General features: G+C 34.3%; 19 protein-coding genes and 1 pseudogene. 5 read left to right on the top strand and 15 right to left on the bottom strand.

Translation table 11 applies throughout. The features are described from left to right. The first annotated feature begins 145 nt into the window (after positions 1-145). The 3 genes from GFJ36_RS02490 (at position 146) to GFJ36_RS02480 (ending at position 3114) form a co-directional block, all read left to right on the top strand. The gene (locus GFJ36_RS02490) at positions 146-817 is read left to right on the top strand and encodes a response regulator transcription factor (RefSeq protein WP_087983421.1); all 672 of its coding nucleotides are present in this window, start codon (positions 146-148) and stop codon (positions 815-817) included. Between the two features lie 65 nt (positions 818-882). Further along, on the top strand, positions 883-2346 hold the full coding sequence (locus tag GFJ36_RS02485) for a sensor histidine kinase (protein ID WP_087983423.1): 1464 nt from the start codon (positions 883-885) through the stop codon (positions 2344-2346). 255 nt (positions 2347-2601) lie between these two features. Then, positions 2602-3114, top strand: coding sequence for a GNAT family N-acetyltransferase (locus GFJ36_RS02480; RefSeq protein ID WP_000351216.1), 513 nt, complete (start codon positions 2602-2604; stop codon positions 3112-3114). A gap of 32 nt (positions 3115-3146) precedes the next feature. On the opposite strand, the gene pdxR is transcribed toward GFJ36_RS02480, so the two are convergent. After that, complete coding sequence (gene pdxR / locus GFJ36_RS02475; RefSeq protein WP_087983425.1) at positions 3147-4547, bottom strand: MocR-like pyridoxine biosynthesis transcription factor PdxR; 1401 nt, start codon at positions 4545-4547, stop codon at positions 3147-3149. Positions 4548-4667: 120 nt separating this feature from the next. Here pdxR and GFJ36_RS02470 point away from each other — a divergent pair, with 120 nt between their 5' ends. Further along, positions 4668-5594, top strand: a complete 927-nt coding sequence (locus tag GFJ36_RS02470) for a DMT family transporter (RefSeq protein ID WP_087983427.1) — start codon at positions 4668-4670, stop codon at positions 5592-5594. A gap of 115 nt (positions 5595-5709) precedes the next feature. Next, positions 5710-6234: a DUF4871 domain-containing protein gene (locus tag GFJ36_RS02465; RefSeq protein WP_087983429.1), complete on the top strand. Its 525-nt coding sequence runs from the start codon at positions 5710-5712 to the stop codon at positions 6232-6234. Between the two features lie 297 nt (positions 6235-6531). Here the strand turns inward: GFJ36_RS02465 and GFJ36_RS02460 are convergent, their stop codons facing one another. The 14 genes and pseudogenes from GFJ36_RS02460 to GFJ36_RS02400 form a co-directional block, all read right to left on the bottom strand. Then, positions 6532-7731, bottom strand: a complete 1200-nt coding sequence (locus GFJ36_RS02460; RefSeq protein ID WP_075310641.1) for an NAD(P)-dependent malic enzyme — start codon at positions 7729-7731, stop codon at positions 6532-6534. A gap of 59 nt (positions 7732-7790) precedes the next feature. Then, positions 7791-9137, bottom strand: coding sequence for a 2-hydroxycarboxylate transporter family protein (locus GFJ36_RS02455; RefSeq protein WP_157349447.1), 1347 nt, complete (start codon positions 9135-9137; stop codon positions 7791-7793). 122 nt (positions 9138-9259) lie between these two features. Further along, on the bottom strand, positions 9260-9967 hold the full coding sequence (locus tag GFJ36_RS02450; protein ID WP_088061782.1) for a response regulator: 708 nt from the start codon (positions 9965-9967) through the stop codon (positions 9260-9262). Next, entirely contained in the window at positions 9964-11568 is a 1605-nt protein-coding gene (locus tag GFJ36_RS02445) for a sensor histidine kinase (RefSeq protein ID WP_088061780.1), read from the bottom strand. Before GFJ36_RS02445 ends, GFJ36_RS02450 begins: the two co-directional genes overlap by 4 nt. Before the next feature lie 78 nt (positions 11569-11646). Then, the gene (locus tag GFJ36_RS30180; RefSeq protein WP_434087966.1) at positions 11647-12465 is read right to left on the bottom strand and encodes a methyl-accepting chemotaxis protein; all 819 of its coding nucleotides are present in this window, start codon (positions 12463-12465) and stop codon (positions 11647-11649) included. Positions 12466-12585: 120 nt separating this feature from the next. Next, positions 12586-13599: pseudogene (locus tag GFJ36_RS30175) on the bottom strand (HAMP domain-containing protein); the annotation flags it as partial. Between the two features lie 282 nt (positions 13600-13881). Further along, positions 13882-14631 carry a C39 family peptidase gene (locus tag GFJ36_RS02435; protein ID WP_141542712.1) on the bottom strand — a complete coding sequence of 250 codons (750 nt, stop codon included), beginning with the start codon at positions 14629-14631 and terminating at the stop codon, positions 13882-13884. 13 nt (positions 14632-14644) lie between these two features. Beyond that, on the bottom strand, positions 14645-15466 hold the full coding sequence (locus GFJ36_RS02430; RefSeq protein WP_097890743.1) for a transporter: 822 nt from the start codon (positions 15464-15466) through the stop codon (positions 14645-14647). 206 nt (positions 15467-15672) lie between these two features. Beyond that, positions 15673-16923: a sensor histidine kinase gene (locus GFJ36_RS02425; RefSeq protein WP_098230346.1), complete on the bottom strand. Its 1251-nt coding sequence runs from the start codon at positions 16921-16923 to the stop codon at positions 15673-15675. Continuing rightward, positions 16920-17591 carry a response regulator transcription factor gene (locus GFJ36_RS02420; RefSeq protein WP_088061772.1) on the bottom strand — a complete coding sequence of 224 codons (672 nt, stop codon included), beginning with the start codon at positions 17589-17591 and terminating at the stop codon, positions 16920-16922. Before GFJ36_RS02420 ends, GFJ36_RS02425 begins: the two co-directional genes overlap by 4 nt. A 150-nt stretch (positions 17592-17741) precedes the next feature. Continuing rightward, positions 17742-18446 carry a metallophosphoesterase family protein gene (locus GFJ36_RS02415; protein ID WP_048562841.1) on the bottom strand — a complete coding sequence of 235 codons (705 nt, stop codon included), beginning with the start codon at positions 18444-18446 and terminating at the stop codon, positions 17742-17744. A 646-nt stretch (positions 18447-19092) separates the two neighbouring features. Then, positions 19093-19965 (bottom strand): ankyrin repeat domain-containing protein, encoded by an 873-nt coding sequence (locus tag GFJ36_RS02410; protein ID WP_097890741.1) that lies wholly within the window; start codon positions 19963-19965, stop codon positions 19093-19095. A gap of 290 nt (positions 19966-20255) precedes the next feature. Next, complete coding sequence (locus tag GFJ36_RS02405) at positions 20256-20759, bottom strand: nitrous oxide reductase accessory protein NosL (RefSeq protein WP_001259409.1); 504 nt, start codon at positions 20757-20759, stop codon at positions 20256-20258. A gap of 131 nt (positions 20760-20890) precedes the next feature. Next, positions 20891-21145 (bottom strand): hypothetical protein, encoded by a 255-nt coding sequence (locus GFJ36_RS02400; protein WP_087983445.1) that lies wholly within the window; start codon positions 21143-21145, stop codon positions 20891-20893. Between the last annotated feature and the right edge of the window lie 25 nt (positions 21146-21170).

Genomic DNA, 21170 nt, shown 5'->3' with positions numbered 1-21170 from the left:
AAATAGTTGTGCAAAACTAGTGCATTTTTTATGTCAATTACTCTGAGCGAAAAATTACTCTTCGACTCAATCACATAAAAAGAGTTTTTTATTATTTTCATGTAAACTATACAAGTAGAATGAACAGTTTGGGGTGCACAATATTATGGTTAAAATTTTATTAGTAGACGATGAAGAACGCATGTTACGATTATTAGATCTGTTCTTAAGTCCTCGTGGCTATTTTTGTATGAAAGCTACCTCTGGCCTTGAAGCACTAAAGTTAATAGAACAAAAAGACTTCGATATTATTTTGTTAGATGTTATGATGCCGAATATGGATGGATGGGATACTTGCTATCAAATCCGTCAAATTTCCAACGTTCCAATTATTATGCTAACAGCTCGTAATCAAAATTACGATATGGTGAAAGGCCTTACTATGGGCGCGGATGACTATATTACAAAACCATTTGATGAGAATGTATTAGTTGCAAGAATCGAAGCTATATTACGCCGTACAAAGAAAGATGGCTTCGTTAGCTTCAATGGTATTGAGTGGGATAAAACGAAACATACTGTCACAGTATATGATGAAAAAATTTCACTAACTCCTATCGAATTTTCTTTACTTGGACTATTTTTACAAAATACAAACCGTGCTTATAGCCGAGATGATTTAATCGAAAAAATTTGGGGTTATGAAACAGACATTGAATATAGAACAATCGATTCACATATTCGCAATATCCGTGATAAATTACGCAAAAAAGGATTTCCAGTTGAAAATTACTTAGAAACTGTTTATAAAGTCGGATATAAATGGAAAAGTGAATAATTACTTCGGTCAGTGGACAATAGTATACCACTGACCCTTTATATGAAATAAGGTATGGTGAGAAAATGAGTAAACTTTCACTTAAAATTGGGACATACTTTTTAATATTAGCTTTATGTATTGAAACAATTGCTTTTGTATCTTTTTACAAAAGCATTTCAACAATGCGGATTGAGGAAGAAACACTTGCTCTTTTAGAAAAAGGTAATCGCTATAGTAAAAAAATTACAAGCCGCACAAAGTGGAATGCAATTGCTAAAGAAAAGCAACACCCCGAACGCGCTGAATACAATAAAAACCCTAACCGTCCTATGTATCCAGATTTCGATATCGCGGATGCAGCTGCACACTTAGTAGAATCAGAATTAATTGCTAACTCTGATATAGCTATCATACTAACAGACAATAATGGCAAAATTATTTCCACTTCAGAACCCGTAACAAAGGCAATGCAAAAACAACTTATTTGCAAGACAGAACCTATTCCAAAAGGCGGATTGATCGTCGAAAAGAACTGGAAAAAATCAAAATTCATCACAACGGTAAGCCCACTTAACACAGCAGAGTTTCAAGGGAAGTTATATATGTTATTAAAAACATCCTTCTTAGAAAATATGTTACTTAAACTCATGAAACAATTTCTTATCATTGGTGTTTTGACAATTATTTTGACTACTATTTCTGTCTTTGTTTTTTCGCGTGTTATTACAGAACCACTTATAAAAATGAAGAGGGCGACAGAAAAAATATCAAAATTAAATACACCAATTCAATTAGGTATTAAACGGAATGATGAACTTGGAAGCTTAGCAAAAACGATTGAAGATTTATCCAGTGAACTGACTTATATGAAAAAAGAACGTAATGAATTTCTCGCTAGTGTTGCCCATGAACTATTAACTCCATTGACCTATATGAAAGGTTATGCGAAGGTTGCAAAGAGAGACTCTTTAACGAAAGAAGAGCGTGAAGAATACTTACAAATCATTGAGGATGAAACAGATAGTGTAACCGATCTCGTCCAAGATTTATTTATGCTGGTGCAATTAGAACAACACCAGTTTGTTATAAAAAAACAAAAAGTGATTCTTCAACCATTTTTAGAACGAATGGTTGAAAAAACAAAAACAACATTAACAAATAAACAAATGCAACTCCATGTATATTGCAAAGATGATTTAGAAGTTTGCATAGACGAAAGACGTATGGAACAAGTTATGTTAAATTTATTACACAACGCTTATCAACATTCGCCAGAAAACACTACTATTACGATACGCGTACTCACAGAAACAGATTCTTTTACAATAAGTGTAGCCGATGAAGGAGAAGGTATTCCTGAAGAAGATATCCCGCATATTTTTGATCGTTTTTATCGTGTTGATAAATCGAGAACGAGAGCTACTGGAGGAAAAGGTATCGGGCTAGCTGTTGCAAAAGAAATTGTAGAATTGCATAACGGTTCCATTCTAGTAACAAGCCAATTAGGAGTAGGAACAAACTTTAGAATCGAGCTACCTTTTGAATAAGATGCGTGTGAAAACACCAGTAGTAGTAAACACTACTGGTGTTATTTTGTTCATAAAATCAGCTCATATAAGCTAACCTTTTGAAATTATTCTTATTTCAATATAAAATAAAGTAAAACTTTAACCAATCGGGCATTTACGGGCAGTTATCTCCCACCTAAATTCCGCGCATTCGCCGGATTTTAAAGTTGGATTCTTACTGCCCGCAAATAGCGGGGTAAAGGTACATTTGCAAAGATTTGGAGGGTGATATAATTGGATATCCATGTATTAACAAAAGATGAAGCAGAAATTTACTTAGAACTTCGTGTAGAAGGATTAAAGCAAAACCCTGAAGCTTTCAGCTCTTCTTATGAAGATATTATTAATAAAGAGTGTGCGATTGAATATAAAGCACAAAAATTAGCACAAGATGAAAACTATACGCTAGGTGCATTTAAAGATGGACAATTAATCGGAGTTGCAACGCTGGAAACGAAACCATATGTAAAACAAGAACATAAAGCTAAAATTGGTTCTGTGTATGTGTCTCCAAAAGCACGCGGACTTGGAGCAGGAAAAGCACTTATTAAAGAATGTCTTGAACTTGCTAAATCTTTAGAAGTAGAACAAGTTATGCTTGATGTTGTTGTTGGCAACGATGGTGCGAAGAAACTTTATGAATCATTAGGTTTTAAAACATTCGGTGTACAAGAACGTTCACTGAAATATAACGGACAGTATTGGGACGAAGAGCATATGGTCTTATTCTTAGATGAAAATAAATAATAAAAAACATCCTCATGCCTGGAGGATGTTTTTTACTTTCTTGTATACCATGCCTTATGTAATAATTGAACCGCTTTCGCAATTTCGTCTTCTGATAAAATTGCAAACCCAAGTAAAACTACATTTTCAGGCGCAGTACCGTCTTTATAGTACGTAGAAACAGGATATATTTTAATACTATATTTTGCAGCTTCTTGAATGAGTTCTTCTTCTCGCATTCCATTATGCACTTTTAATAAAATGTGTAATCCAGAATCTTCTCCTATCACTTCAACACGATTAGAGAAATACTTCTCTATTTCAAAAACAAGTCGATCCCTCTTTTTTCGGTAGACGACGCGCATTTTATGAATATGTTTTTCCCAATAGCCTTCATTTAAAAACTTTCTAATCACTTCTTGGTCCATTCTTGAAACACTTTGTGTATAAAACAAATATTCCTTTTGATATTTTTCAATTACATTCTTCGGTAATACTATATAGCTCATCCGTAATGAGGGCAACAAAGCTTTTGAGAGCGTCCCCATATAAATAACTTTCCCATCTGTATCTAAACCTTGTAGTGCCGGAATTGGCTTTCCTGAATAACGAAATTCACTATCGTAATCATCTTCAATAATATACCTGCCTTCCTCTTTCTTCGCCCATTGTAAAAGCTGCGTCCTTCTCGTAATAGGCATAATCATTCCATATGGGAATTGATGAGATGGAGTTACAAATACAACATTCGCATCGCTATTTTCTAAATCTGCCATACAAATTCCGTCTCTATCTAAAGACAACATTTGAACCTTCTTCTCTCCCTGTTCAAAAACGACCATTTTCCTATGATAACCTGGATTTTCAACAGCATAATTACTTCCCTTCAACAATTGAAAAAGTAACTTCACTAATATTTGTGTTCCCGCCCCTAATACAATTTGACTAGCTGAGCAACGTACACCTCTAGATTCATACAAATAGTTCGCAATTTCCTCCCTCAGGCTCAATTCCCCTTGAGGGTGTCCAAGAAAAAGCAACTCATTATTATGTGGTTGCCATACATCATTTATAAGCTTGCGGTACGTAGTGAACGGAAACGTATTCGTATCAACCCCTGTTTGGGTGAAATCAAATGTATAGTTCTCCTCCCGAAACGGTACTTCTTCTACTTTCGCTTCACTTCCTTCTACATAAATCATTTGTTCAATTTCACATACAAAATAACCTTTTCTCGATGCCGATTCAATATAACCTTCTGCAAGTAATTGCTCGTAAGCCGCTTCTACTGTATTCTTACTCACTTGTAAATAACTCGCCAGCTTTCTTTTAGCAGGTAATTTTGTAAAAGCCGGAATCGTTCCATCTTTAATTTCTTTTTTTATATACTCATACAATTGCACGTACAATGCCTTTTTACTATTCATATTTAAATTAGGCGTTAATTCTAACATAATATCTGACCCCTTAATAAAACTGAAATCTGATACTTTTTACAGTACCAGAAGTTATATATAATTCCTTGTATCATGTCACACATAAAAAATCAAATACTCGAGAGGGGATGCATGATCATGAACAACAATAGACAGATTGGACTCATTATGATTATTACAGGAGCTACCTTATGGGGATTATCTGGCCCGATGATTCAGTGGCTATTTCAACATACTAACGTATCATCAATTGATTTTTTAACAATTCGCTTGTTGCTTGCGGGAATATTTATTTTATCTTTCTTACTTATAAAGAAACAAAACATATTTCAAATTTGGAAACATCCTAGACATTCTATACAACTTATTATTTTCTCTATTCTCGGCATGCTCGGTGCGCAATACGCCTTTATTGAAACGGTTCATATTAGTAACGCAGTCACAGCAACATTATTTCAATTTCTAGGTCCTGTTCTTATTACCATTTATGTCGCATTTGGACAAAGGAAATTCCCAGCGTCTATGCAACTGCTCGCAATTATAACAGCACTAACGGGGACATACTTTATTATTACAAATGGTTCAATTGAAAATATTGTTTTATCAAAAGAAGCCATTATTTTTGGTCTATTAACTGCAATTGGATTTGCATTTTATACCCTTCATCCAGCCTCTCTTATTAAAGAATGCGGAACAACTGTAGTAATTGGCTGGGGAATGTTAATTGGCGGTATTACCCTGCTTATTTGTAATCGCTCGTTTGAATGGAATCAGCTTTCACAAACTTTTACATCAAGAACTTTTTCTATGCTTATTCTTATCATCATAAGTGGCACTCTTTCTTTCCTCCTTTATATCGGTAGTCTGAAATATTTAGCAGCAACAGAAACGAGCATTTTATCTAGCATTGAACCACTTGTAGCTGCCATCGTTTCAATCGCTTGGCTAAATGAATCCTTTGGAGCATATCAATTATTAGGCGGCGTATGTATCGTTCTTTCTGTTATTTTCTTAACGATGCCACAAAAAGAGAATGAACCTACCTTTTCAACTGAACAAATATAGAAAATGTCAAAAGAGGTCGTACAAAACTTACGACCTCTTTTTATACTTTAAAGGAATTGTCCCGCTTTCTAGCAAATACAATTACACTAACAATAAAATTTAGGAGTGTGACACCATGAAAAAAATCGGAACTATGCTACTTTTCTCTTTTCTCATCGCTGGATGCACACAAGCGCAACCTGATTCAGAAGCACCTAAAAAAGAAGCCATCGCAACGTCATCCACTCAAGTTAATGCACCTTCCTTCTTTCATCTTAGCGTTTTAAAAGATGTAAATTGGGAAGAAACACCCTCCTTCATACAAGAAAAAATACCTTTAAAAGGCATCGAAGAAAAAATCGCAATGGCTGATAGTCCTATTATCGCAAATGAAAAAAATGAAATAATGTGGTACTTTTTAGATCCTGAAATGCCAACTGGAAAACTATCTATTATTGCACTAAAACAAGGATCAATAACTCCAACACCCGTACTCTTTCAACAAGAAACTTCCAAACCAACTTGGACTACTTCAAATACAATTGATTCTACTACAAACGAACTCCCTCTCACTATGTCACTACCTTCATCTGGATTATGGATATTAAATATATATGTGAATGAAAAATATTATGATCAGTTTTTAATTACCGCTGAGTAAAGTGGCAAAACTAAAACACTTTCTTACAACAATGTAATTTCTACGTCATGTACTTCGATAGTTGAAGTATCTCTCTTCTCTTATACTTAAAGTAAGAAATGACACGAGGAGAGATGAGAGATGAAAAAAATGATAGAAGTAATCGTAGCAGTAACTGAGGTTTTAGTAAATGGTAAACAAATTGCAATGGAATTAAATAAATAGTGAAGACACACAAATAAATAATTTTACACTTCTTCATTATTTTGATTTCTTATCTCAAAAAAGCAGTGCCTTTTTAGGCACTGCTTTTAGCTATTAATAACTTGGTATTTTCATAATTTGCGCCACACCTGAATCAATGGCCGCTTTCGCTACAGCTTCCGCAACACTTGGAACAACTCTTTTATCTAACGGATTCGGGATTACATAATTCGCATTACGTTCTTCGTCCGTAATGATGTTAGCGATCCCATATGCTGCCGCTAATTTCATCTCTTCTGTAATATCAGTCGCGCGCACATCTAACGCACCACGGAATATCCCTGGGAACGCCAATACATTATTTACTTGATTCGCATAATCCGAGCGTCCGGTTCCTACTACAGCTGCCCCAGCCTCTAATGCATCCTCTGGGAAGATTTCTGGAATTGGATTCGCCATAGCAAACACAATTGCTTTCTCATTCATCGTTTGTACAAGTTCTTTCGTTAATACGTTAGGAGCAGATACGCCAATAAAAATATCAGCTTGATGAATCGCTTCTTTTAACGCTCCACGCACATATTCTCGATTTGTCTTTTTGGAAACTTCAATTTGTGCTTCGTTCATCCATGATTCACCTTCACAAACAATACCTTCTAAGCTAACTAACGTAATGCGCTTTGCACCAGCTTTTAATAATAATTTTCCAATTGCAATTCCTGCCGAACCCGCACCGTTAATAACAATTTTCACATTATCCATTTGTTTGCTAACAACTTTTAATGCATTAATAACAGCTGCTAAGACGACAATAGCGGTCCCATGTTGATCATCATGGAATACAGGAATATTTGTTTCTGCTTTTAATCGCTTTTCAATTTCAAAACAACGTGGTGCCGCAATATCTTCTAAGTTAATTCCTGCAAACGTAGGCTCTAAATTTTTCACAAGAGTAACGATTTCATCCACATCAGTCGTACCTAAACATAACGGGAAAGCATCTACATTCGCAAATTTCTTAAATAAAATACTCTTCCCTTCCATAACAGGCATAGCTGCTTTCGGTCCAATATTCCCTAAACCAAGTACCGCTGTTCCATCTGAGATAACTGCCACCATATTACCGCGTGCCGTATAGTCATACACTGTTTCTTCATCCGCCGCAATTGCTTTGCAAGACTCCGCTACACCTGGTGTATATGTCAGGCTTAAATCATCCGCTGAATTTACTTCTACTTTACTTGTAATTTCAATTTTCCCTACTAATTCTTTATGCAGTAACAATGATCTTTCATTAATTTGATTATCTAACATACTTATAATCTCCCCTTAAATTGACAAGCTAGCTATATGAATATAGCTAGCTTGTTTGATCATGAAAACATTTTCAATAAAATTGTCGCTGTTACAACCATTGCTGCCCCGCCTAAACGTGTTGAAATTTGCGCAAACGGCATTAATTCCATACGATTTGAAGCTGATAAAATAGCAACATCTCCAGTTCCACCTAAACCACTATGACATCCCGTTACAATTGCTGATTCAACTGGATACATTTTCATCACTTTCCCTACAAGAAAACCTGATGCTACCATTGTAAGAACAACTGATGCGCACACAACAACATATCCTACTGAAAGAACTGCTGCTACGTCTTTTAACGGAATATATAGCAATCCTAGTCCAACCATTAACGGCCAAGTTAAATTCTTCGAAATGAATTTATATAAATGGAATGCTCCTTGCTCCATTTTTGCTGGCATTAATTTAAAGTATTTCACAAGTGCTGCTGAGAAAATCATAATGATTGCCCCAGGAATACCGATGAACTTAGAAGCAAATCCTCCGAAGATGAAGAACGTACACGCAATTAATAAACCTGCTCCCATTAATGAGAAGTCAATTGGCTTCTCTGTATTTTGTTCTTTTAATAACTCTGCTTGATTGTCTGTTTTCACTAATACACCGTTACCACTAAGCTCCGGTTTCTTCTCACCTAAACGCTTCATATACCCTGCACTCACGATTGCGAACATATTTCCAATAATAGCCGCTGGAATAAGTTGTGATACAAACGTTGCTGATGATTCATTTAAAATATCACTATAAGCTAGCGACAATGGTAAAATCCCTTCCCCAATACCACCACTCACAATTGGTACGATGATAAAGAAGAATGTTTGCTTCATTTCAAATCCAAATAGTGAACCGACCAATAATCCTACCGCTACAGAAGCTAACGTCCCTACTACTAAAGGTATAAACATACGAACGAAACCTTGTACTAATACTTTACGATTCATTCCTAAAATACTTCCGACTACTAAACAAGAAATATATAAATATAAAAAGTTCGATTTTTTCATTAACATAGTCGCAGCTTCCATTGAAGCTGGATTCATCCAGTTAAAAAATACAAGTAATGATGGAATAAATAATGAAAGTATTGCCGGGCCGCCGATATTTTTTAAAATTGGAATTCTCATTCCAATGTCGCCTAAGAGAATACCCATGATCATAATAACTGCAAATCCACCAATCATATCTGCTGGCAATTTATTATATACAGATGCCCCATAAATAATAGCAGCCAATACTACATATAACGGTAAAGGTATAACACCGATTTTTACATTCATAATTTTAGAAGCGAAAGATTCTCTTTGTACTTCATTTCCTCCAGAAAATGATACCGCTTCCACATTCTTTTGAATTCCCATATGGCACCTCCTTGTTTTCTTAATAACAATATTAAAACGCTTTCAATAGTAAAAATAGTTTTTGTAAGTTTTGTAATTGATTTTGTAATTAAAAAAAGTATAAGCGACTTATAATAAGTCGCTTATACGTAAAACTCTATTTTATTTTGGTCAATACATCTTAATTTACTCACTGGTCTTCCTACATGTTGATACACCATTTCGTTTTCTAATACTCCAATTTCAGTCAAAAACATTACATACTTTCGAATAGAAACTCTTGAAACTCCAACTAATTGCGCCATTTGATCTGTTGTAAACGCTCGTCCATTCAGCGACTCGATCTTTTGCCAAATTAATTGCATCGTTTGCTTCGTTAATCCTTTCGGAAGCTCTTTAGTGACAGTAGGCTCTCTTTTTTCTTTTTGCAAAATTAACGAATCTAATTCCGATTGACTAATTTTTTGTTGTTCTTTCATGAAAGTAAGCTTTTCTCGATATATAGTTAACGCCTTTTTAAATCGTTCAAATGTAAATGGTTTAATTAAATAATCTACTACACCATATTGTAATGCTTTTTTAATACTCCCCATATCATGTACAGCTGAAATCATCATAATATCGATTTCTTTTTCTTGGTTCCGAATATACATTAAAAGCTCAAATCCAGTTTCTTCAGGCATAAAAATATCAAGTAATACTAAATCTACTCGTAATTCCTCTAATACTTCTATCGCTTCTTTAACGGAGTTAACTGCTTGAACAAGTTCAAACCCTCCTACTTGCTCTAAATAATGCGTATTTAACATTGCTACCATCGGGTCATCTTCTACAATTAAAACTTTAATCATATTTGCCTCTCATCCCTACCTTTAGGTATTTCAATTGTTATCGTTGTTCCCTTTCCTACTAATGAATGCATATGAATTTCCCCATTTATTCGCTGTATACTTTCTTTTACAAGATACAAACCATAACCACGGTTATCTCCCTTTGTGGAATAACCTTTCGTAAATAATGCCCCTATTTCTTCTTCTGGTATACCTTTCCCCGTATCTTGTACTGTAATGATTAATGTATCCCCATATTGTATCTCAAGTTCAACTTGCTTCTTTTCACAATTCATCACTGCCTCTAATGCATTATCAATTAAATTTCCGACAATCGTAATTAGTTCATGAATAATACTTTCATCATCTATTTCCGGCATGTAAGAATCTTCACTTATGATTAATTTTATATTTTTCTCTCTAGCATAGCTAAGTTTCCCAAGTAAAAAACCAGCAAATACTGGACTTTTTATTCTCTCCATAACCCCACCAATTTCATATTGATGCTCTGATACCATACCGCTTATATACTTCTGTAATTCTTCATACTGCTTCATGTGTGTAAGTCCTAATACGACATGCATTTTATTCATAAATTCATGCGATTGTGCCCGTAATGCTTCCGCATATAGTCTAATACCAGTTAATTCTTCTGCTAATTTTCTAACCTCTGTTTTATCACGAAATGTTGCAATTGCACCAACTATTTCTCCTTTTACATATAAAGGAACACGATTCGTCACAATCGTAATTCCATAAATATTTTGTTCTTCGTTTAATTGTACCTCTCCCGTTTGTAATACTTCTTTTATACGTGAATTAGGCATATACAACTCAACATCTTTACCGATAAAATCTTCTTCAAGTCCACTTTTCTTAAACAATCGTTTTGCCTCATTATTTATTAAAGTTACATTGGCTTCTTTATCTACAGCAATAATACCTTCCTTTACAGATTGTAGCATCGTATTTCTTTCTTCAAGAATTTTCGCTATCCTGTGAGGTTCAAGACCGAATAAACTTTTCTTTATATGTCTAGCTAGCAATATTGCTCCTATAATTCCAACTAGTACTCCAACTCCGACACCAATGTAAATGATATGTCTACTTTCCCTAACTCTCTCTTTTACATTATCTGCTGAAATACCAACGGCCACCGCTCCAAGTTGTTCACCTGTTTCAGAAAATACAGGTACAAACACTCGCATTGAAATACCTAAAGTTCCTTCTGCCAGCGATACATGTTCCTTTCCTTTCAATGCAGGCCCTTCATCTCCCCCAATAAAATGATAGCCTATTTTTTGAGGATTTGGATGTGATTTTCTTATTCCATTCATGTCCATAACTACAATGAATTGAACACCTGTATTTTTTAATATTCTATTTGTATACGTTTGGATTGCAGAAGTATCTGCCTTCCCAATCAAACCATCGATTACAATTGAATCATTCGCCACAATGTGTGCAATTGTTTTTGCTTTCTCTGCTTGGCTATCCTCCGTCGTCCGTTCTACATTATGACTAATTAATATATCTGTCACAAGTAAAGAAAAAATTACAACTGTACAAACTAACAATGTAATCGTTTTCCATAAATTCCATAGTCTTTTTCTTTTTTTCATCCCGTTAATGACTCCCCTAATTGCTGAATAGAAAAATAAGTAAGGTGAAAATAATATCACCTTACTTATCTGCTGTTATTATACTTTAAATTTACTAGTCATCGCTTGTAGTTCTTCGGCCATCCCAGCTAAGTTTTGCGAAGCTGAACTAATTTCTTCCATTGAATTCACTTGTTCTTCTGTTGAAGCAGCAACACTTTGCATACTAGCTGTATTTTCTTCTGCAGCCGCTGCAATTTCATCAATAGCATTTGTCACTTCATTTGCATCTCCAGCAATTCTCTTCGTTGTTTCTACCATTTGATTAACTTGAGAAACAATATGTGTAGTAGAACTTAAAATTTCCGTAAAACTTGCTTTCGTTTTTGTTACAACATCAAGGCCTTGTTGAACTTCTCCATTCACATTATCCATCGCCTTAACAGTATGTTCAATATCCGCCTTAATTTCTGCAATTAAATTTGCAATCTCTCCAGATGATTCTCCTGATTGCTCCGCTAATTTTCTAACCTCATCAGCTACAATAGCAAACCCTCGGCCCTGTTCACCTGCTCTTGCCGCTTCAATAGCCGCATTTAAAGCTAATAAGTTCGTTTGAGTAGCGATGTTTTGAATCGCTTCAGAAATAGCTCCTACCTGCTTTGATTTCTCATCAAGAAGTTTAATAATAGCATCTGACTCGGATACCGATTTAGAAATAGACTGCATTTGTTTTGCTGTTTGTTCAACCAATTCTTCCCCTTCTTCAGCTCTTTCTCTCGCATGTAATGAGGAGATAGAAATTGATTCCGCGCTTCCAGTTACATCTTGAATTGCTGTATTTACTTGTTGTAATGTAGCCGCACCTTCTTCAACACCTTGACTTTGTGATTCAGCCCCACCTGATACTTGTTCCATTGCAATTGTAATTTGATCTGTCGCATCATTTGCTTGCTGTACGCTCGCTGTTAACTCTTCAGCCGATGCAGCGACATGTTCTGCTGAAAAACTAATTTGAGTAATCACATCTTGTAAAGAGGCAGACATTTCATTAAATGAATTCCCTAATTTCCCTATATCATCCTTGGAATGGATTGTAATTTTCTCTGTCAAATCTCCCTTACTAATTTTATGTGCCGAGTCAGCTATTTTTCTTAATGGTCTTGTAATAGACTTTGTAATGAAATAAATTAATACACTACCAAATACAATAGCTATAGCAATGACAATCAAAGTCTTATAAAACACTGGATTCGCAGCTTCGGTAATTTCTTCGTCGAACATAACCCCGACTACTTTCCATCCTGTTTTCTCATTTGTTGCAAAGATTAAATTCTTTTTATCACCTTGTTCTGTATAAGACACATTTCCTTGTTTTTCTTCATAAATTGGTTTAATCCACGGATCAGTAACTTTTGCACCTGGTTTTCTAGATGGATGACTAACAATTTGCTTATTTTGATCTAGAATAACTGCATAACCTTTTTCACCAATGTTAATCATTTTGGAAATTTTTAAGATGTTATCTAAATTTAAGTTAATTCCTATAACACCTTTACCATCTTTTACTTCTTTAGCAATTGTCACTACCATATTTTTAGTAGATGCTGATTGATATGGTGCAGTAACAATTACTTTCCCTTTATTTTCATGTGCTTCTTTATACCAAGATCTATCTGTTGGATTATACCCATCAGCCATTTGGATAAATGGTTCTCTTATAAACTTTCCTGCCTGTGTTCCAATATAAATACCTTCTACTTCTGGATGAAGTTTTATATATTGCGTTAACTTCGTTCTTACTATTTCTTCTTGTCCGTTTGGATATGTATCCTCTGTTAAAACGTCTGCAAAGTACGCCGCATCAACAAATTTCTCTTCTATATTTTGAGAAATAACAGTATTTAAAACTGAAATATTCTCCTTTGCTTTACCTGTAATTTGTTGTTCAAAATTTGTTTTGGCAGTTTGATATGAAACACCACCGATAATAAGTCCTGGTATAGTCAAAATAAGAAAAAATGAAATGATTAATTTTTTCTTAACACTCATACATTTAACCCAGTTAAATATTTTTTGCATAATAATCCTCCTTTATGTAATGTGGATACTTGTGTAATTTTATACAAGTAACATATATAAAACAATATATAATGATAACATGTAATTTTTTTGTCAATTATGCATTTTTACATATTCACTACTTCTAAATATTTAATCATAAAAAATAAGAGAACCTCACCTTATTATATAAGCTGAGGTTCTCTTATTTCTTAACAAAAAACACCCACAAAAACTCCTCTTACAGTTCCTTACATCTATTTCCTTACTAATTCATTTAGAGCTTTTCACATAACTAATCGCCTGACTCCCCATTTGCATCCATGCCTTTTCAAATTTTCCTCTCGGCACTTTTACATCTAGCCTATCCTCGAGAGGATCCCGAATATATACAAATTCTTCATCGTATCCAATCAGTACTACACAATGTTCATTATACGTAATAGAAACATCTCCGCTATTTGTTTCCCATGTAGTAAATTCATCTTCATCTAATGGCGCAAATGTTGCATTCGTAATCATAACTACCGGTTGTCCTGATTTTACACTCTTATAAAGTTCTTCTATACTCTTCCCTGTTAAGTCCACAGCTTTATTAGGTAAATACTTTTTCGCTAATTGAAAAAGTGGTCCGTGATATACACCATATCCAGATTCAGAAAAGGTATAAATATTCCCTACAAATCCTTCATTCGGATTCCCACGTACACCATCGTTCATAAAATCAACTTTCTTTATTTCATTTGCTAATTGCATCTTATCCACTGTAATGCCTGCATATTGTAACATCATCGCTAAGCTAGTCACTTCACAGCCTCTATCTAGCTCTGGTAATTGCTGAATTAAAGGTACATTCGATAAGATGACCTTTTCATCATTATTACTAAAATCTGCTTCTTTTCCGCTTTGTATATTGAAGAATGTTAACTTCTCCACATACTTTGTAATGCCATTTTTATATACATTCCATACTGCTATAGCTAGTAAAGCCATACATATATACCACTTCCATCTCCGTATCACTCTCACGCCCTTTTTAGTTCGTTAAATAAGAATAAAACGCGTCAGCATCCGTGCGAATCACCGGTACAAAATTTAGTTCTTTTCCTTTTTCAGGCTGATCTTTTTTAATTTTTTCTGCTAATTCTTGAACGTTCATATTCGTTTTATCCATATTAAGCTCATCTGCCATTTGTAACACTTTTTGTTCATTAATTTCGCTTAATACTTGATATATATCTTTACCATACAAATCAATATGATATTTTTTTGCTTCTTCCTGCACTTTTTGTTCGTACACTTCTTGCGCTAACGTTTCTATCTCTTTTCCTTTTTGTGAAATACCTAACTTCCCTGCTTCCTCTCTTACTTTCGTTCCATAGATTTCTTCCGCAATGTCTTCCATTTCTTTTCCATTTGTCAAAATGCCTAATTTATCCGCTTCATCATTAATTTTAATCGTATTAATTTGATTAATTAAATTTACAATCGTTGTATTTTCTATAGATATGCCTAGCTTTAACGCTTCTTGCTTCACTTTTGTTTCATAGATTTCTTCTGAAAGAGTTCCAACGTCTTTTCTTTCAATCGAAATTCCTAACTGTTCAGCTTCTCTTCCTACTTCCGTCTCATGAATTTCTTTTTCTAGCGTAATTTGTTCTTTCCCTTCCGTTTCAATACCTAGATTCTCCGCCTTTTCTTCTGTATGCACCGCATGTATCTTCCCATTATTTAATTGTTCTTTACTGCGCTGCGTGTAATTTGTCTTTCCTTTTGATGTTTCAGAAGGAGAGGCACCCCCTAATATGCTTAAGCTCATTACTCCAATAGTGAATACCGTCATCATTTTCTTTTTCAAAATTAATTCCTCCCTCTTACACTTTCTTTTCCATCATTCCCTATACATAATCGAAATAACATTATGATCGATATAATCTACTCAAATACCTTTTTATAATCGCTTCTTCATAGGGCGAACTTTCTTTATATCATACATGTTATAAATAGTTTCTTAACTTTCCCTTAAAAAAAGACGACCTTGTAAAAACAAGATCGTCTTCTCACTTATATTCTTTGATTTTTAGGGAAATTCACTTCAAAACAAGTACCCTCTCCCCATTTGCTATCTACTAATATTTTCCCATAATGCTTTTCTACAATCCAATTTGCGATTGAAAGGCCTAATCCCGCTCCTTCTGACGCACTTCTCGCTTTATCACCTTGATAAAAACGATCAAATAATTTTGGGATGTCCTCATCTTTAACCCCTATCCCGTCATCTTTCACCCGTATACGAATTGAGCTGCTCATTTGCGTACAATCGATTTGAATATGCCCGCCCCCATTTGTATACTTCATCGCATTATCTAACAATATGACCATCATTTGATGAATTCTCTCTCTATCACCCATAAATGATATGTCATGTTCTACTTTCAATATCATCTCTTTTTCTTGATATGAAGCAATTTCCTTATATGGATCTACTATTTCTTCTAACAATTTATCCATTTCAAATGTTTTCTTATCCATCTCAATTTGATTAGAATCCGAACGTGCTAACAATAATAAATTAGTTACAAGCTTAGATAACCGTCTACACTCCTTTGAAATCGTAGAAATATCCATCGCTTTTTCTTCTATTGTCGCAGATGGTGACTGGAATAACACATCCGTTTTTGATTGAATAACCGCAAGTGGTGTCCTTAATTCATGCGATGCATCCGAAACGAACTGCTGCTGTTTCTCCCATGAATTTTGAATAGGTATAAGTGCCCTGCCCGCTAAGAAAAAACCAATTCCTACTGCACATAAACTTCCTACGCTACAACCTATAGCAAGAATTAAAAATAAAGTATTTAACATTTCTTTTTCAGCTGTTATATCGCGTACAATTTGAACTATTTTTGTATCTTGTTGAAATGCAAATGTTCTAAAATATTGCCCTTGCACTTCTATATCTTGCAAAGTTCCTAATTTCTTTGGAGAAAACTTTTCCAAATTATCTTCAAAGATAAAACGGCGTTTGCCGTTTTCAATACCTATCTCCACTGTGTTTCCAAGCCAAGTTAACTCCGTTATCCTTGGATCCCCAATCGGAGGATATCCCCTAATTTTTTTAGGTAGTTTTTTATCATCTGAATTCTTTCTATGCTGAACGGATTTTCCTATCGATTTATCTACTTCATTATAAATACGATTATATGTGTATGAATAAATGATACTGCCTAATACACCTATCAAGATAATAAATACTAATGAATTCAATATAGTCAATCGAATGCGTGTTTTCTGAAACATGCTTCCCTTTTTCATTGTTCTTTTAATATATATCCAATACCTCGAACAGTTTGAATATCTTTCTGATAACCGAATGGCTCTAATTTTTTACGTAAATGATGTACATACACTTCTACAATTGCTACTGTCGTATCTGAATCAAATCCCCAAACACGATCAAAAATTTGTTCACGCATTAAAATCTTTCCGCTATTTTGAACAAGGTACTCTAGAAGCTCATATTGTTTTAATGTTAACTTCGTACTTTGTCCATCTACTTGAACGTCTTTATCTTTTCCGAACAGTTCAATCCCTTTATAACGAATAGTCTGCTTTGTTGTTAAATTACCGCTTCGTCGTAATAAAGCACGAATTCTCGCTTTTAACTCTGGAGCCTGAAATGGCTTAACGATATAGTCATCCCCACCAAAGTCTAAGCCTTTCACGCGATCTTCTAAAGAGTCTCTCGCTGTCAAAAATAGGACTGGTGTTTCAATTTTTTCATCACGTATTTTTTGAATTACTTCAAAACCGTCCATTTCTGGCATCATCACATCAAGTAAAATGGCATCATATATATTTTGTAACGCTAGAAATAATCCATCTTCCCCATTCAATGCTGTATCTACTTCAAATTCATCGCGTAATATTTGGACAATAGACTCTAATAAAGAAGCATTATCTTCTACTACGAGTAAGCGCATATTCTCACCTTCCACCACATTGTTCAATTCTATTTATAATTATATTTTAACGTTTTTCTCAATATAAAATTTGAATGATTTATTATAAAAATTCTTTCTTAAATTTTTCTTAATAAAAAATTGAAAGAAATAAGACTCCCCTTATCTCTTTCAACTTTTTACTACGTACACCTTTTTACTCGGCAATTCTAAACAATTTAACTGGCCACCATATACAGCACCGCCATCAATCCCTATAATACGATTACTCCCAAAATACACGCCGCAATTCTCACTACCATGAAACGTTTTTGTTTCCGTATGACCAAATACAACAACCTTTTCACCACTATACCCACTATGAAACTCATTACGTATCCACATTAACGTATATGGTTCACATTCCGAAACTCGCTTCAATGGCTCAACACCGGCATGTACAAATATATACTCTTCTGTTTCAATGTAATGATCTAATTCTTGAATAAATTTTACATGTTCCTCTAAAACATGCGATTGTAAAATTGGTTTTTGGAAGGCTTCTTCATTAACCACAATATCTTCTTCTACAAAGCCATAGCTGTATAAAGTCTTATCTCCACCATTCCTTTTTACCCAATGGTTCCATGAACGTTCTTCATCAGTCGTTAACGCTTTAATCATCATATCTTCATGATTACCCTTTAGAACGAGGGCTCCCTCTTCTTTTAACGCTTTTACCTTTTCAATTACAGCACGCGCATTGGGACCCCGATCTACATAATCCCCTAATAAAATCAATTGATCCTGTCTTGCATCATATTGAGCTTCTTCTAATAACTGTTCGAACTTTTCTATTTCTCCATGAATATCACTAATAACAAGAATTCTTTTCATATTATCCCCTTCTTTCTAAGCCACTCTCTTTCTAATTATAGTTCAAAACAACAGAAATTTCTGAATCCATATTCGAAATCACATTTATTACAAATAAAACGATTGTCCTTACAACAATGTAAGTCTCTTGTCATCCAATTCGATAGTTGCAAGTGCTATATTTCCTTATACTAAAAGTAAGAAATGAAACAAAAAACAAGGAGAGATGAGACATGAAAAAAGTGATGGAAGTTGTAGTAGCGGTGGCAGAGGTTTTCGTAAATGGCAAACAAGTTGCAATGGAGTTAAATAAATAATGAAAAGGACAAGATTCATTCTAGACTCTTTACTCATATAAAAGAGATAAGACTTCTTCATTTTTTTGATCCCTTATCTCCTTGTAAAAAAAGCCGTATCCTTTTTTGGGATACGGCTTTCTTATTGCCATGTTCATTTACACACTTTATTATTCCTAGTTGATTATAAACAAGTAAAATCTCGGCTTAAATTGTTTTATCCTCCTTATTTACTATACCCTCTCTTCAAACAATTTTTTCAAAACAAAAATCCCATTCAAATACACATTACTGAATCCATCATACTAAATGACTTCTTCATTCTGTCTATCTAAATGAGATTATTTCGTACTTTTTATTTCTTTATCTTGTTATTCCACCGGTTGTGGTTGTGGCTGTACGACTTCATTCGCTCCAGCTAACCTCAACATATTTGCAATATCTTTAAAACCTCTTTTTTCAGCATATTGCAGTGGCGTAATATTTTCCTTATTGGCCAAATTTACATCTGCCCCGTGGTCAATAAGCATTTGAATTACTTTCTTATGGTTTTCACTACCATTTCCTAATACGATTGCTTCTACTACAGCTGTTCCACCACGATCATTTCTATAGTTCACATCAATATCTGTATGCTCTAATAACTCTTTTACGACCTCTACATGGCCACGTTCAGATGCAGAAATAAGTGCTGTTCCACCTGATTTAGTAGTTTCTTTCGTATTAACCCCTGCATTAATTAGTAGCTTTACAATGTCTGTATATCCTTCTCTACTTGCATAAAGAAATGGATTACTTTGTTTCTCATCTTTCCTTTCAATATTAGCACCTGCACCAATTAATGCTTTAACTGTCTCTACATGATTTTGATACGTTGCTGCAAGGATAGGAGTTTCTCCGTTGTCACCTTCTACGTTTATATTGGCTCCATCTTGAATCAGCTTCATAGCTGTTTCCGTGTCTCCAAGAGTCGCAGAAAGTAGCAACTGTTTGTCCATTAAATTTATACTTTTTTCTTCTTTAGGTTCTTCCTGTTCTTTATGCTTTTCTTTTTTCTTTTCGTTTTTCACATGAACCGGTTTCGATTCTGGCTCCTCTTGCTTATCGCAAGCCACTACCGTCATTAAAAGTCCTAATAACATACATAATAAAATTTTTTGTTTTCTCACAACTACAGCTCCTATGAAAGATAATGTTTTCTTAACCATTCCTCCATCACATACAATAACTCTTCTTGAGTACATTTATCCATAAGCCCTTTATATTCCTTCTTTAATCGGATTATCTTAAAACCTATACTATGTTTCTCAACCTATTGGAATGATGTGCCTGATGGCCTCATCATTAACATTATGAAGCAATTAGTTTAGCACGATTTTACCGCATTTGTATACATTTCTAAAAAGTACATAAATGATTGCTTTAGGTTACTATATTCCATTGTAACCGTTCTTCTAAAATTTTTACACCTTTTCTATATTTGCACCTGAGTAATACTAAAAAAGACAACTTATGTAGTTGTCTTTTTTTAGTATTAATGATGACCACCGTGATTTCCCTTTTTCGGGTTCCCCATCATCTCTTTATTCATTTCCCATTTATGCTCTGCTAGCTCTTTATATGAAAGAACTTTCCCTTTATAGTTAGACACAAAGTTTTCTGCATCCTTTTTATTTTCAAATGAAATGACATTATAAGCCATCGGTGTCGTTATTGTTTTATCATATACGTAAGTCGCATCTTCTAACGAAATCCACTCTTTCGAATCATAATCTCGAACAAATTTTTCTTTCGTCTTTTCACCTGGATTAATCTCCATCCATTTATACATACAACCGATATCATCAAACTTTAACGCTTTTCCATTTTCTAAAATGACTTCTGTTGCAAATTGATTATCCATTACCCCAATTTGGCAAATATCACACTTATCATGTTTCTCATCAATTGCTACAGCCTCTGCTTGTTTCTTACCACATCCTACTATTGTAAAGACAAAGAATAAGCATATAGCAAGTGTCACATACTTTGTTCTCATTTTACTTCCTCCCTAACCGTATCTTCCACAAGGAGCATATCAAAAAGTTGTGTGAGATTTGTGAAAAAATAATGTACTTTTTGTAATATAAAGACCAAAAAAGATGTGTAGCCATTTCTACACATCTCTCATCATTCACAACCTGTAATTAATAAATCGTCTTCTAACTTAACTAATAATGTATCTGTATTAATTTGCTGACCAACAACTACATTTACTAACCTTATATTTCCACTAATACCGACCGCAACTTTTTCAAGCTCACCGTTATTTTTTCGGATCATCATTAAATTTTCCCACTCATATACGTAAGAAGATTCATTAACAAAAATCTCTTCTACTTTTCCTTCATAAGAACTATAAATCTCTTCAATTCTCGTTTTCATATAAAATCTACTCCCTATTTCACAC

The organism is Bacillus sp. EE-W1, assembly GCF_009760835.1.
In the GTDB taxonomy this organism is placed as follows: Bacteria; Bacillota; Bacilli; order Bacillales; family Bacillaceae_G; genus Bacillus_A; species Bacillus_A wiedmannii.
The sequence above is the reverse complement of the archived record's forward strand: the minus strand, read 5'-3'. Positions and strand labels throughout refer to the sequence as shown.